General features: G+C 71.6%; 12 protein-coding genes. 10 read left to right on the top strand and 2 right to left on the bottom strand.

Going from position 1 to position 12,899, the window contains the following annotated elements:
• The first annotated feature begins 20 nt into the window (after nucleotides 1-20).
• A complete protein-coding gene (locus ACFWVP_RS22070; protein WP_384498976.1) occupies nucleotides 21-584 on the top strand; it encodes a GNAT family N-acetyltransferase in 564 nt (187 codons plus the stop codon).
• Here ACFWVP_RS22070 and ACFWVP_RS22065 read toward each other — a convergent pair.
• On the bottom strand, nucleotides 517-1,140 hold the full coding sequence (locus ACFWVP_RS22065) for a GNAT family N-acetyltransferase (protein WP_384498974.1): 624 nt from the start codon (nucleotides 1,138-1,140) through the stop codon (nucleotides 517-519). The genes ACFWVP_RS22070 and ACFWVP_RS22065 overlap by 68 nt on opposite strands.
• Before the next feature lie 114 nt (nucleotides 1,141-1,254).
• On the opposite strand from ACFWVP_RS22065, the gene ACFWVP_RS22060 reads away from it, so the two are divergent.
• The 6 genes from ACFWVP_RS22060 to ACFWVP_RS22035 all read left to right on the top strand — a co-directional run bounded on the left by ACFWVP_RS22060 (nucleotide 1,255) and on the right by ACFWVP_RS22035 (nucleotide 8,418).
• Nucleotides 1,255-1,845, top strand: a complete 591-nt coding sequence (locus tag ACFWVP_RS22060) for a CGNR zinc finger domain-containing protein (RefSeq protein WP_384498973.1) — start codon at nucleotides 1,255-1,257, stop codon at nucleotides 1,843-1,845.
• A gap of 111 nt (nucleotides 1,846-1,956) precedes the next feature.
• The gene (locus ACFWVP_RS22055; protein WP_384498971.1) at nucleotides 1,957-2,544 is read left to right on the top strand and encodes a sigma-70 family RNA polymerase sigma factor; all 588 of its coding nucleotides are present in this window, start codon (nucleotides 1,957-1,959) and stop codon (nucleotides 2,542-2,544) included.
• Entirely contained in the window at nucleotides 2,541-3,413 is an 873-nt protein-coding gene (locus ACFWVP_RS22050; protein WP_384498969.1) for an anti-sigma factor family protein, read from the top strand. Before ACFWVP_RS22055 ends, ACFWVP_RS22050 begins: the two co-directional genes overlap by 4 nt.
• An 84-nt stretch (nucleotides 3,414-3,497) precedes the next feature.
• Nucleotides 3,498-5,876, top strand: coding sequence for a HelD family protein (locus tag ACFWVP_RS22045; protein WP_384498967.1), 2,379 nt, complete (start codon nucleotides 3,498-3,500; stop codon nucleotides 5,874-5,876).
• Between the two features lie 447 nt (nucleotides 5,877-6,323).
• Complete coding sequence (locus ACFWVP_RS22040) at nucleotides 6,324-7,757, top strand: NAD-dependent malic enzyme (protein WP_384498966.1); 1,434 nt, start codon at nucleotides 6,324-6,326, stop codon at nucleotides 7,755-7,757.
• Between the two features lie 379 nt (nucleotides 7,758-8,136).
• Nucleotides 8,137-8,418: an HU family DNA-binding protein gene (locus tag ACFWVP_RS22035; RefSeq protein ID WP_003968811.1), complete on the top strand. Its 282-nt coding sequence runs from the start codon at nucleotides 8,137-8,139 to the stop codon at nucleotides 8,416-8,418.
• Between the two features lie 367 nt (nucleotides 8,419-8,785).
• Here the strand turns inward: ACFWVP_RS22035 and murA are convergent, their stop codons facing one another.
• On the bottom strand, nucleotides 8,786-10,126 hold the full coding sequence (gene murA, locus ACFWVP_RS22030) for a UDP-N-acetylglucosamine 1-carboxyvinyltransferase (RefSeq protein ID WP_014155976.1): 1,341 nt from the start codon (nucleotides 10,124-10,126) through the stop codon (nucleotides 8,786-8,788).
• Between the two features lie 298 nt (nucleotides 10,127-10,424).
• Here murA and ACFWVP_RS22025 point away from each other — a divergent pair, with 298 nt between their 5' ends.
• The 3 genes from ACFWVP_RS22025 (at nucleotide 10,425) to ACFWVP_RS22015 (ending at nucleotide 12,898) form a co-directional block, all read left to right on the top strand.
• On the top strand, nucleotides 10,425-10,985 hold the full coding sequence (locus ACFWVP_RS22025; RefSeq protein ID WP_384498964.1) for a YqgE/AlgH family protein: 561 nt from the start codon (nucleotides 10,425-10,427) through the stop codon (nucleotides 10,983-10,985).
• 30 nt (nucleotides 10,986-11,015) lie between these two features.
• On the top strand, nucleotides 11,016-11,315 hold the full coding sequence (locus tag ACFWVP_RS22020; protein ID WP_383561538.1) for a DUF3039 domain-containing protein: 300 nt from the start codon (nucleotides 11,016-11,018) through the stop codon (nucleotides 11,313-11,315).
• Between the two features lie 278 nt (nucleotides 11,316-11,593).
• The gene (locus ACFWVP_RS22015) at nucleotides 11,594-12,898 is read left to right on the top strand and encodes an extracellular solute-binding protein (protein ID WP_384498962.1); all 1,305 of its coding nucleotides are present in this window, start codon (nucleotides 11,594-11,596) and stop codon (nucleotides 12,896-12,898) included.
• Nucleotide 12,899: the final 1 nt, after the last annotated feature.

The raw sequence follows: 12,899 nt of genomic DNA, 5'->3' as shown, positions 1-12,899 counted from the left end.
CCGGTCGGTACCGTGCGGGGATGATCAACGACATCCACCCGCTGACCGCCGGTGTCCGGCTGAGGCCCGCGACGCTCGGCGACGCCGAGTCCTTCGCCGAGGCCCTGACCCGCAGCCGGGCGTACATGCGCCGCTGGGAGCCCGCGCGGCCCGAGGCCTTCTTCACCGTACGGGGCCAGGCCCAGCGCCTGACCGGGCTGCTGGCGGACCGGGACGCCGGGCGTGTCATGCCCTGGGTGCTGGCCGACGAGGAGGACCGGGTGGTGGGCGCGATGACGCTCGCGTCGATCGAGCGCGGGCCGTTCCGCAACGCCCGGCTCGGTTACTGGGTCGACGTCGACCGGGCGGGCCAGGGCCTGGCGACCGCCGCCGTCGGCCGGGTCTGCGAGGCGGCGCGGGACGATCTCGGGCTGCACCGCGTGGAGGCGGGCACGGTCGTGGACAACACGGCCTCGCAACGGGTCCTCGCGAAGGCCGGGTTCGAACACATCGGTACGGCGCCGCGCTACCTCCACATCAACGGAGCGTGGCAGGACCACCGGCTGTTCCAGCGGATCCTGCACGACGGCCTGCCGCGGGGCTGAGCGCCTCCCGCGGAGAGCGGGGTGCGTGCCGGACGTGCCGGTGGCCGTCCAGCGGATACTCGGGGGGCAGCGCGGGCACGACCTCGGTGAGCACGTAGCCGGACTTCTCCGCGACCCGGCAGGACGCCGCGTTGTCCACCTGGTGCAGCAGCTCCAGCCGCCGCAGACCCTCCCCGGCGAACGTGCCGAACGCCCAGTCGGTGAGCGCTCCGAGCGCCCGCGACGCGACGCCCCGGCCGCGGGCCGCCGCCGAGGTCCAGTAGCCCGCCTCGGCGCTCCGGGCACCGGGCACGGGGCGCTTCAGGGCGAGGTTGCCGACGAGTTCGCCGCCGCGCGCCGTGTCCGTCACGGCGAAGCTCAGCCGGCTGCCGGACACCCAGCCCTCCCGCTGGACCTCGATCCACCGTTCGGCGTCCGCGAGGCCGGACACCTGGGTGCGCAGCCAGTGCCGCATCGACGGGTCGTCGTACGCCGCGAGGAGCGCCGGGACGTCGTCCGGACGCCAGGGGCGCAGCAGCAGCGGTCCGGCGGTCAGGGTGACTGTTTCGTTGTTCACGCCGATACGTTACGGCGGTGGCCCGGGCGGCAGGAGGGGTTCCGGGGCGGGCCGGGGGCGGGCACTCTGGAAGTGGTGACTCCCCACCGGTGACCCCGAGGCGGTGACAGGCTCATGGCGGCGGGCACGGGCTCGTACGGCCGGCGGTTCGACTCCGGTCGGATCTGCCTGGACCTGGTGGCGACGGCGGCGGGGACCTCCGGCGCGCGCGAGCGACTGGACGGCCCCGCACGGCTCGCCGAGTGGCTGGTGGCGTCGCGACTGGTCCCCAGGGGGACGCCGCTGACGTCCGTGGACGAGACCTGGGTGGCGCGCTTTCGGCAGTTGCGCGCGTGCGTCGACCGGCTGATGACCGCGGAGCTGGCCGGAGGCAGCGCCGACGGCGCGCTGGACCGCGTCAACGCCCTCTCGGCCGGGGCGACTCCGGGCCTGCGGGCGGTCCGGGGAAAGGGCGGCGTGCTCGTACGGGCGCTGAGCGCGGACCCCGCGTGCGGGACGCTGCTGGCCGCGGTGGCCCGGGACGCCGTGGAACTGCTGACGGACCCGGTGGCCCGGGCGGCGCTGCGGCGCTGCGAGGGTGACGCCTGCCGGCGGCTCTACCTGGACACGTCACGGGGGCGCCGGCGCCGCTGGTGCTCCAGTGAGGTCTGCGGCAACCGGGAGCGCGTGGCCCGGCACCGCCGCCGTGTGAAGGCCGCCACCTGAGCCGTCCACCCGCGGGCCGGGAAAGAAAGTCCGGGACCAGTTGAATGATCCGCCGCCCGCTCCCGTATCGATGTTCACAGAGCTCGACAGGGTCTCGACCGGGAGGTTCGGGTGCGCAAGGATGCGGCCGTGGCCGATGACCGTCCGCACAGGGCTCGACATCGCAGTGAACCGCCCCGCTCCGCCTCCGACGTCCCCGACGAGGAGCTGATGCGGGCGCTCTACCGCGAACACGCCGGTCCCTTGCTGGCCTATGTGCTCCGACTCGTCGCCGGTGACCGGCAGCGGGCCGAGGACGTGGTGCAGGAAACGCTCATCCGAGCCTGGAAGAACGCCGGTTCGCTCAACCGGGCCACCGGCTCCGTCCGCCCCTGGCTGGTGACGGTCGCCCGGCGCATCGTCATCGACGGCCACCGCAGTCGGCAGGCCCGGCCGCGCGAGGTCGATCCGTCGCCGCTGGAGGTCATTCCCGCGGAGGACGAGATCGACAAGGCGTTGTGGCTGATGACGCTCTCGGACGCGCTCGACGATTTGACCCCGGCTCACCGGGAAGCCTTGGTCGAGACCTACTTCAAGGGCCGTACGGTCAACGAGGCATCCGAGGTGCTCGGCATCCCGAGCGGGACCGTGCGGTCCCGGGTGTTCTACGCACTCCGTTCCATGAAGCTCGCACTCGAAGAGAGGGGGATCACGGCATGAGCGACCACGAGTGGCAGCCGTTCGGGCCCCGGCCGACCGGCCCCCGCGGCCCCTCGGGCCCGTCCGGGCCCCCAGGCCCAGCCCCGGGGCCCTTCGAGTTCACCGGGGGAGGCCCGGAGCACGACGCCGCAGGCGCGTACGTCCTGGGCATCCTCGACGACGCGGAGGCGAGTGCCTTCGAGGCGCACCTGGCGGGATGCGTGCTGTGCACCGCCCACCTCGACGAGTTCGCCGGGATGGAGCCCATGCTGGCGATGCTCGCGGAGGCCCCCGCGGCCGACCCGGGGGCCCGGCCCGTCCCGCACGTCCCGGAGCGCCCGGCGCCCCGGCTGCTCGCCGGCCTGGTCGACGAGGTCGCCCGCAGGCGGGCACAGCGGCGGCGGCGCGGCAGGTACCTCCTCGCGGCGGCGGCGGTCCTCGTGATCGGCGGCCCCGTGATCGCGGTCGTGGCCACGGCGGAGGAGAAGCCGGACAAGCGGGTCCTGGCCGCGCCCCATCCGACGAGCCCCGCCGAGGACGCCTTCTTCAACCACATGACCGAGAAGGTGCGGGCCACCGACCCCGTCACCCGGGTCGGCGCCACGGTCGGCCTGGAGCCCAAGGCCTGGGGCACGCACACGGTCCTGGAGCTGAAGAACGTCAAGGGCCCGCAGAAGTGCAGCCTGATCGCCGTCTCCCGGACCGGCGAGGAGGAGATCGTCACCTCCTGGTCCGTGCCCGTCCGGGGTTACGGGATCGACGGTTCCACGCACGCGGGTGCGAAGGCCCCGCTGTACGTGCACGGTGGTGCGGCGATGGCCCGCGAGGACATCGACCACTTCGAGGTCCGCACCTTCGACGGCGAGCGGCTGGTGGAGATCGACGCCTAAACGCAACCGGAGCGGCAGGTGCGCGTGGGGCCCCCCTTCGCGTACGGTTGACGGCTGCCCAATGCACGTCAGAAGGGGGCCTCGGTGGCCGCGCAGGATGCCGCTGTCGATTCGTTGCGGGACCGGGAAATCGGTGTCGAGCAAGAACATCTGGACCGGGTCTACCACCGCCTCGAAGAGAAGATCCACGAGGCGGAATTTCTCATGCACGACGCCAGCAAACGGGGCCAGGTCGGTACGCCGGGGGCGCTCGCCGAGCGCGACGCCCAGGTCTTCCGCGCCGGCGTCCACCTCAACCGGCTGAACAGCGAGTTCGAGGACTTCCTCTTCGGCCGGATCGACCTCCTGCTCGGCAAGGACGGTGAACGCGGCCCGGACGGCGCCTTCACCTCCGTCGAGCCGGCCGAAGACGCCGTACGGGGGGACAGTGCCGCGGACATCGCGGAGACGCTCCACATCGGCCGCATAGGAGTACTCGACTCGGACTACGCGCCCCTGGTGATCGACTGGCGTGCCCCGGCCGCCGCGCCGTTCTACCGGTCGACGCCCAAGGACCCGGGCAGGGTCGTGCGCCGGCGCGTCATCCGCTCCAAGGGCCGCCGGGTCCTCGGGGTGGAGGACGACCTGATGCGCCCGGAGCTGACCGCGTACCTGGGCGGCGACAAGCTGCCCGTGATCGGCGACGGCGCCCTGATGGCGGCGCTGGGCCAGGCCCGCAGCCACACGATGCGGGACATCGTCTCGTCCATCCAGGCCGAGCAGGACATGGTGATCCGGGCCCCCGCCGCCTCCGTCACGGAGGTCTCGGGCGGACCCGGCACCGGCAAGACGGCCGTGGCGCTGCACCGGGCCGCGTACCTGCTCTACCAGGACCGGCGCCGGTACGCGGGCGGCATCCTCGTCGTCTCGCCGACCCCGCTTCTGGTCGCGTACACCGAAGGGGTGCTGCCCTCGCTCGGCGAGGAGGGCCAGGTCGCGATCAGGGCCGTCGGCTCGCTGTCCGACGAGGCGGCGGGGGTCGAGGGGGCGACCACCTACGACGAGCCCGCCGTCGCCCGGATCAAGGGCTCCTCCCGGATGCTGCACGTGCTGCGCAAGGCGGCCCGCGGGGCGCTGGAGCAGTCCGCGCCCCCCCGGCCCGCCGCCCAGGAGGGGCAGCTGGCGTTCGGCGAGGCGGAGGCCCCGCAGGAGCAGGGCGCTCCCACCCGGCTGAGGGTGGTCGTCTTCGGCGGCCGTGTGGAGCTGAACGCGGACGAGCTCCGGCGCATCCGGCACAACGTCCTCGGCGGCACCGCCCCCGTCAACCTGCTGCGCCCGCGCGCCCGCAAACTGCTCCTGGACGCCCTGTGGAGCAAATCCTCGGGCCGGGGCCGCTACACGGACCCCGAACTGGCCGCGGAGCTCCGCTCCTCGTTCGACGAGGACGTCTCCACCGAGACGCCGTTCCTCACCTTCCTGAACGCCTGGTGGCCGGAACTCACCCCTCGTAAGGTGCTGGCCGCGATGGGCGACGAGCGGCGGCTGAGCAGGTGGGCGCGCCGGATCCTCAACCAGGGCGAGGTGCGCCGCCTTGCCCGTTCGCTGAAGCGGCTCGACGAGGACGGCAAGGGCCCGCTCTCCGTCCACGACGTGGCGCTCCTGGACGAGCTGCAGACACTCCTGGGCACTCCCAACCGCCCGAGGAAGAAGCGTGAGCTCGACCCGCTGGACCAGCTCACGGGTCTGGACGAGCTGATGCCGCAGCGCGAGGAGACCCAGTGGGAGCGGGCCGAACGGCTGGCGGCGGAGCGCACCGAGTACGCCCACGTGATCGTCGACGAGGCGCAGGACCTGACGCCCATGCAGTGGCGCATGGTCGGCCGCCGCGGCCGGCACGCCACCTGGACGATCGTCGGCGACGCGGCGCAGTCCTCCTGGTCGGACCCCGACGAGGCCGCCGCCGCCCGTGACGAGGCGCTCGGCAACCGGCCGCGGCGCCGGTTCACCCTCACGGTGAACTACCGCAACCCGGCGGAGATCGCCGAGCTCGCGGCGAAGGTGCTGGCGCTCGCCATGCCGGGGATGGAGTCCCCGGTGGCGGTCCGCTCGACGGGCGTGAAGCCGCGCTTCGAGACCGTACGGGACGGGGATCTCGCCGCGGCCGTCCGGGAGGAGGCCCGCAGGCTGCTCGCCGAGGTGGACGGCACCGTGGGCGTGGTCGTCGCGATGAACCGCCGCGCCGAGGCCCGTGCCTGGCTGGCGGAGCTCGGCGAGCGCGTGGTGGCGCTGGGCAGCCTGGAGGCGAAGGGGCTGGAGTACGACGCCACGGTGGTCGTCTCGCCCGCGGAGATCGCGGACGAGTCGCCGGCGGGGCTGCGGGTGCTGTACGTGGCGCTCACCCGGGCGACGCAGCAGCTGACCGTGGTCTCGGGCGAGCGTGACATGCCGGACGAGGACGGCGTGCCCGACCTGTTGAGGGACTGACGAGGAGGGGCCGCGGCGGTCGGGCGGCCCTTTTTTCGAGTCAACCCGTCGCACAGGAATCACTTCTCCGGGGTGTTTGTTAGCCTGGAGTCGGCATCGGCTCGATCCAAGCCCCCGGGCCCAACCTTCGTCGCTTCGAGCGACCACTTGCCGCGAGGCGAGCATGGCGGGCCGGTGCCACCTAAGTGAAGAAAACAGACCCGCGTCACCTTCCGGTGACGCGGGTCTGTTCGTGTTCACGGCTGTGTCCGCCGACGACCTGAGCGGCTCCGTCGCGTGGCCGGAAAGGGTTCCTTCGGACGAGTGCTTCTCGTATGGTGGAAAAATCTTTCCGAAAGGTGGCAGTCATTACCGGCTACCCGTCGGTAGGTGCGACGATCGGACCGCGCGTACGGGGCCATCCTCCGCGCGCACAGCAATGAAGCTAAGAAAGCGAAGGACTCGGCCATGGCAACGGCGCCCAGCGTCTCGTACTCGATGACGGTCAGGCTGGAGGTGCCCGCGAGCGGCACAGCGGTCTCCCAGCTCACCACGGCCGTGGAGTCCTCCGGCGGTTCGGTCACCGGCCTAGACGTGACCGCTTCCGGCCACGAGAAGCTGCGGATCGACGTCACCATCGCGGCGTCCTCGACGTCGCACGCGGACGAGATCGTCGAAGGTCTGCGCGACATCGAGGGCGTCGTCCTCGGCAAGGTCTCCGACCGTACGTTCCTGATGCACCTCGGCGGCAAGATCGAGATGGCGTCCAAGCACCCCATCCGCAACCGTGACGACCTCTCGATGATCTACACCCCGGGTGTGGCCCGGGTCTGCATGGCGATCGCCGAGAACCCCGAGGACGCCCGCCGGCTCACCATCAAGCGCAACTCCGTCGCGGTCGTGACCGACGGCTCCGCGGTGCTCGGCCTCGGCAACATCGGCCCGATGGCGGCGCTCCCCGTGATGGAGGGCAAGGCGGCCCTCTTCAAGCGCTTCGCCGGTATCGACGCGTGGCCGATCTGCCTGGACACCCAGGACACCGACGAAATCGTCGCGATCGTCCGTGCGATCGCCCCCGGCTTCGCGGGCATCAACCTGGAGGACATCTCCGCCCCCCGCTGCTTCGAGATCGAGGCGCGCCTGCGCGAGGCGCTGGACATCCCCGTCTTCCACGACGACCAGCACGGCACGGCGATCGTCGTCCTGGCCGCGCTGACCAACGCGCTGCGCGTGGTGGCCAAGGGCATCGGGGACGTACGGGTCGTCATGTCCGGCGCGGGTGCGGCCGGTACGGCCATCCTCAAGCTGCTCATCGACGCGGGCGTCAAGCACGCGGTCGTCGCCGACATCCACGGTGTGGTGCACGCGGGCCGTGAGGACCTGGTCTCCGCCGACCCGGACTCGCCGCTGCGCTGGATCGCCGACAACACCAACCCCGAGGGCGTCACCGGCACCCTCAAGGAGGCCGTCGTCGGCGCCGACGTCTTCATCGGCGTCTCCGCCCCCAACGTCCTGGACGGCGACGACGTCGCCGCGATGGCCGACGGTGCGATCGTGTTCGCGCTCGCGAACCCGGACCCCGAGGTCGACCCGACGATCGCCCGCGAGACGGCGGCGGTTGTCGCCACCGGGCGCTCCGACTTCCCGAACCAGATCAACAACGTACTGGTCTTCCCGGGCGTCTTCCGCGGCCTGCTGGACGCACAGTCCCGCGCGGTCAACACGGACATGATGCTCGCCGCCGCCCGCGCGCTCGCCGACGTCGTCGCCGAGGACGAGGTGAACGCGAACTACATCATCCCGTCGGTCTTCAACGACAAGGTCGCCGGAGCCGTCGCGGGGGCGGTCCGCGAGGCCGCGAAGGCGGCCGGTACCTCCGGGGCCACGGCGGGCCCCGCGTAACACACGCCGCCCGCGGGGGTCGGCCACGGCTCCCGCGGACGGTGCCGTACCTCACGTCCGGGCGCCCCGTACGGCGCGTCGCGGGTCGCGGCGTCCCAAACGCCCCTTTAGGGTGGGCGGGCAGCGAGCCCCACAGGCCCGGCATCCGCTGCGGACCGCTGCAACAAGTCGACGGAACGTCACCACGGGCAAAATGGTGGTGATTTTCGTGTGACGTCCAGGGGATCCGGATTGGCGTTAGCGCCGCAGGTGGGGGCAGGATGCGTATTCGGGCGCGAGGGTCTGACATCAGACCCGGGTCCGGGGACTGTCAGAGGGCCCTGGCAGCATCGGCTTCGATCTCACGCCTCACAGGCAAGAAGAACACGGGAGTAACAACATGAACCGCAGTGAGCTGGTGGCCGCCCTGGCCGACCGTGCCGAGGTGACCCGCAAGGACGCCGACGCCGTTCTGGCCGCCCTCGCCGAGACCGTCGGCGAGATCGTCGCCAAGGGCGACGAGAAGGTCACCATCCCCGGCTTCCTGACCTTCGAGCGCACCCACCGTGCCGCTCGCACCGCTCGTAACCCGCAGACCGGCGACCCGATCAACATCCCGGCCGGCTACAGCGTGAAGGTCTCCGCGGGCTCGAAGCTCAAGGAAGCCGCCAAGGGCAAGTAAGGCCCCCAAGGCATAAGAAGGGCGGCCGTCCCCACCGGGGCGGCCGCCCTTCGGCGTACCCGGGGCCACACGCACACCGGCGGCGCGGGCGCTGTGAGGCGCTGCGACACCCCGGGGAGCCCCCGGGTCCGGTTGTGGTCCGTACGGGGCCGTACGGGCGCCCTGTGGGCTTGTGGGGCCGACCGGGGCGCGGCCCGGCTCGCCTCGCGGGCCGGTTCGCGTGCGCGGGCGGGTCCCCCGTGCCGCTCATGAAGAGGCCCGCCGCCCCGGTCCTCGTACGGGACCGGGGCGGCGGGCTGTGGTGCGGGGGTGCGCAATGCTGTGTGCGGCAGCACTGTGCGCGCCGGAGCGCGCGTCCGGCGCGGCGTCAGACGAGTGAGCCGCCCGGCAGTTCGACCTTCGCGCCGAGCTTCTCGAGCTTGTCCATGAAGTTCTCGTAGCCGCGGTTGATGAGGTCGATGCCGTGCACCCGGGACGTGCCCTGGGCCGCCAACGCGGCGATCAGGTACGAGAACCCGCCGCGCAGGTCCGGGATCACCAGGTCCGCGCCCTGGAGCTTGGTGGGCCCGGAGACGACCGCCGAGTGCAGGAAGTTCCGCTGCCCGAAGCGGCAGTCGGAGCCCCCGAGGCACTCGCGGTAGAGCTGGATGTGCGCACCCATCTGGTTGAGCGCCGACGTGAAGCCGAGCCGGGACTCGTACACCGTCTCGTGGACGATGGACAGGCCCGCGGCCTGCGTCAGGGCCACCACGAGCGGCTGCTGCCAGTCGGTCTGGAATCCGGGGTGGACGTCCGTCTCCAGCGCGATGGCGTTCAGCGCGCCGCCCGGGTGCCAGAAGCGGATGCCCTCGTCGTCGATCTCGAAGGCACCGCCGACCCGGCGGAAGGTGTTGAGGAACGTCATCATCGAACGCTGCTGGGCGCCGCGCACGTAGATGTTGCCCTCGGTCGCCAGTGCGGCCGACGCCCAGGAGGCCGCCTCCAGGCGGTCCGGGATCGCCCGGTGGGTGTAACCGTCGAGCCGGTCGACACCCGTGATCCGGATCGTCCGGTCGGTGTCCATGGAGATGATCGCGCCCATCTTCTGCAGTACGCAGATGAGGTCCTCGATCTCCGGTTCGACGGCCGCGTTGGACAGCTCCGTGACGCCCTCGGCGAGGACGGCGGTCAGCAGCACCTGCTCGGTGGAGCCCACCGACGGGTACGGCAGCCGGATCTTGGTGCCGCGCAGCCGCTGCGGGGCCTCCAGGTACTGGCCGTCCGCCCGCTTCTCGATGGTCGCACCGAACTGGCGCAGCACCTCGAAGTGGAAGTCGATCGGCCGTCCGCCGATGTCGCAGCCGCCGAGCCCCGGGATGAACGCGTGGCCCAGGCGGTGCAGCAGCGGGCCGCAGAAGAGGATCGGGATGCGCGACGAGCCCGCGTGGGCGTCGATGTCGGCGACGTTCGCGCTCTCGACGTGCGACGGGTCGAGGATGAGTTCGCCCGGCTCGTCACCTGGGCGGACGGTCACGCCGTGCAGCTGCAGCAGTCCCCGGACCACCCGCACATCGCGGATGTCGGGCACGTTGCGGAGCCGGCTGGGCCCGCTGCCGAGCAGCGCGGCGACCATTGCCTTCGGCACCAGGTTCTTGGCGCCTCGGACGCGGATCTCGCCCTCCAGCGGGGTGCCGCCGTGGACAAGCAGGACATCGTCTGTGCCGGTCATGTATCTCGCGTTCCGGAGTGGTCGGGCAGGGGGCCATCGAAAAGGGTAATGGCCCCCCACCCCCCTTCCGTAAGTCGCGGGGGTGTACGGACGTCATTGTTCCGCCACACCCACGTTCCGCTCGGTATCCCTTGCGGAGGGTTACCGTCCGCGGGTGCCGTTCGGCGCGACCGCGCGCGTGCGCTCCCCGTGCGCCTGTGCGGCTTCTGTGCGCCCTGAGCTGCGCACGGGCCCCGGCCCGGGACCGGGCGGGCCGGTTGTGCCCCGCGGAGGGCGAAGATGCGCGATCATTTCTGCCATGACCGAGGTGTCCTCGCTCACAGGGCGACTGCTCGTGGCCACACCCGCCTTGGCGGACCCGAACTTCGACCGTGCGGTCGTGCTGCTCCTCGACCACGACGAGGAGGGCTCGCTCGGTGTTGTCCTGAACCGCCCGACCCCCGTCGGCGTCGGTGACATCCTCGCGTCCTGGGCCGGCCTGACCGGCGAGCCGGACGTGGTCTTCCAGGGCGGTCCGGTCTCGCTCGACTCCGCGCTGGGCGTCGCGGTGATCCCCGGCGACGAGGGCCCCCTGGGCTGGCGCCGGGTGCACGGGGCGATCGGCCTGGTGGACCTGGAGGCACCGCCGGAACTGCTGGCGGCGGCGCTCGGTTCGCTGCGCATCTTCGCGGGGTACGCGGGCTGGGGGCCCGGCCAGCTGGAGACGGAGCTGACCGACGGTGCCTGGTACGTGGTGGAATCGGAGCCCGGCGACGTGTCGTCGCCACGCCCGGAGAGCCTCTGGCGGGCCGTCCTGCGGCGCCAGCGCAGCGAACTGGCGATGATCGCGACGTATCCGGACGACCCTTCGCTGAACTGATGCTCGGAGCTTTCAGTACGCTTGGCAGTTATGAGCACTCTTGAGCCCGAGCGCGGGGCAGGTACGGGGACCCTCGTAGAGCCGGCGCCGCAGGTGTCGAACGGCGACGGCGACCACGAGCGCTACGCCCATTACGTCCAGAAGGACAAGATCATGGCGAGCGCCCTGGAGGGCACTCCCGTGGTGGCACTGTGCGGCAAGGTCTGGGTCCCGGGGCGCGACCCCAAGAAGTACCCGGTCTGTCCGATGTGCAAGGAGATCTACGAGTCCATGGGCGCCGGCGGCGACAAGGACAAGGGCAAGGGCGGCAAGGACAGCGGCAAGAAGTAGTCCCGGCCCACCTTCCTCAGGCCCTTCGGGGCCTCGGCCCCCGGGGCGCGCGGTGATGCGCGCCCCGGGGGCCTTTTCGTATGCCCGGGCGGCCTCTCGCGCACCCCGGGGCGGAGCGGTCGGCGGGACGCGCGGCGCGTTGCACGGGGTGCGTCCGGTGGTCACAGAGTGGTTGAGACCACTTGTCCGGGTGGTGGTGCGCCCTTACTCTCCTGCCAGTTGTGCAGAACGAAACGTGCGTTGCGCAGAATGCAACGACTGATCGGTAAGGGTTCCGGATGAAGCTTTCTGCCCGAATTGCCGCCCCGGCTGCCGCGATGGTGCTGGCGGGCCTCACGGCCACCGCCTGTGCACCGCAGACCTCCGACACCGGCGCCGAGGGGGACGAGAAGAGCGGCACGCTCCGCGTGTGGCTCTTCCAGGAAGTCGGCAACAAGCCCAAGGAGAAGGTCGTCGACGCGGCCGTCGCCGACTTCGAGAAGTCCCACGAGGGAGCGGAGGTCGAGGTCGAGTACATACCGGTCGACACCCGCGCCCAGCGCATCAAGGCGGCCTTCAACGACCCGAAGAGCGCCCCCGACCTCATCGAGTACGGCAACACCGACACGGCCGGCTACGTGAAGGACGGCGGACTCGCCGACGTGAGCGAGGAGTTCGCGGCCTGGGACGAGGCCAAGGACACCGACCCGACCGCCAGGCAGTCCGTGACCGTCGGCGGCCAGGTGTACGGGGCGCCGCTCTTCGTCGGCGTACGGGCGCTCTACTACCGCACCGACGTCTTCGACGACCTCGGCATGGAACCCCCCAAGTCCCAGGCCGAGCTCATCTCCACCGCCAAGAAGGTCCACGGGGAGAAGCCCGAGCTGTACGGCCTCGCGGTCGGCGGCGCCTACACCTACGGCGCGATGCCGTTCATCTGGGCGCACGGCGGCGAACTGGCCGACGAGACCGGTGTGAGCTACGAGTCGGCCATCAACAGCGACAAGGCCCGCAAGGGCATCGAGGCCTACACCTCGCTCTTCGGCGACGACAACTGCCCCGCCGCCAAGTGCGCGGCCATGGGCGGCAACGCGACCGTCACCGCCTTCGCGTCCGGCAAGGCGGCCATGGCGATCGGCGGCGACTTCAGCCACGCGGCCGTCGAGGCGGGCAGCGTGAAGGGCAAGTACGCGGTCGTCCCGCTGCCCGGCGTGGAGAAGGGATCCATCGCGCCCGCGTTCGCGGGAGGCAACAACATCGGCTTGCTCAGGAGCAGTTCGCACCGCACCCTCGCCGTCGACCTGATGAAGTCGCTGACCGGCAAGAAGACGCAGGCGAAGATGTTCGACGCGATGGGCTTCCTGCCGACCTACACGGACGTGCGGGCCACGGTCGCGGAGAAGGAGCCGTTCGTCGGGCCGTTCGTCGACACGCTCGGCGCGGGCGCCAAGTTCGTCCCCGCCTCCCCGGCCTGGGGCCAGATCGACGCCTCGCTGGTCCTGCCGACGATGTTCCAGGAGATCGTCAGCGGCCGTAAGGACGTGGCGGCCGCCTCCGACGACGCGGCGAAGAAGATGGACGCGGCGTTCGCCGACGCGAGCTGAC

Source organism: Streptomyces sp. NPDC058637 (assembly GCF_042717325.1).
GTDB lineage: Bacteria > Actinomycetota > Actinomycetes > Streptomycetales > Streptomycetaceae > Streptomyces.
Note: the sequence above shows the minus strand (reverse complement) of the source record. Positions and strands in the feature narration are given on the sequence as shown.

What these genes read in the sequence shown, in the direction of transcription:
- ACFWVP_RS22070 (WP_384498976.1), top strand. Translation starts at nt 21, where the DNA reads ATGATCAACGACATCCACCCGCTGACCGCCGGTGTCCGGCTGAGGCCC.
- ACFWVP_RS22060 (WP_384498973.1), top strand. Translation starts at nt 1,255, where the DNA reads ATGGCGGCGGGCACGGGCTCGTACGGCCGGCGGTTCGACTCCGGTCGG.
- ACFWVP_RS22050 (WP_384498969.1), top strand. Translation starts at nt 2,541, where the DNA reads ATGAGCGACCACGAGTGGCAGCCGTTCGGGCCCCGGCCGACCGGCCCC.
- ACFWVP_RS22040 (WP_384498966.1), top strand. Translation starts at nt 6,324, where the DNA reads ATGGCAACGGCGCCCAGCGTCTCGTACTCGATGACGGTCAGGCTGGAG.
- ACFWVP_RS22035 (WP_003968811.1), top strand. Translation starts at nt 8,137, where the DNA reads ATGAACCGCAGTGAGCTGGTGGCCGCCCTGGCCGACCGTGCCGAGGTG.
- murA (WP_014155976.1), bottom strand. Translation starts at nt 10,126, where the DNA reads ATGACCGGCACAGACGATGTCCTGCTTGTCCACGGCGGCACCCCGCTG.
- ACFWVP_RS22025 (WP_384498964.1), top strand. Translation starts at nt 10,425, where the DNA reads ATGACCGAGGTGTCCTCGCTCACAGGGCGACTGCTCGTGGCCACACCC.
- ACFWVP_RS22020 (WP_383561538.1), top strand. Translation starts at nt 11,016, where the DNA reads ATGAGCACTCTTGAGCCCGAGCGCGGGGCAGGTACGGGGACCCTCGTA.
- ACFWVP_RS22015 (WP_384498962.1), top strand. Translation starts at nt 11,594, where the DNA reads ATGAAGCTTTCTGCCCGAATTGCCGCCCCGGCTGCCGCGATGGTGCTG.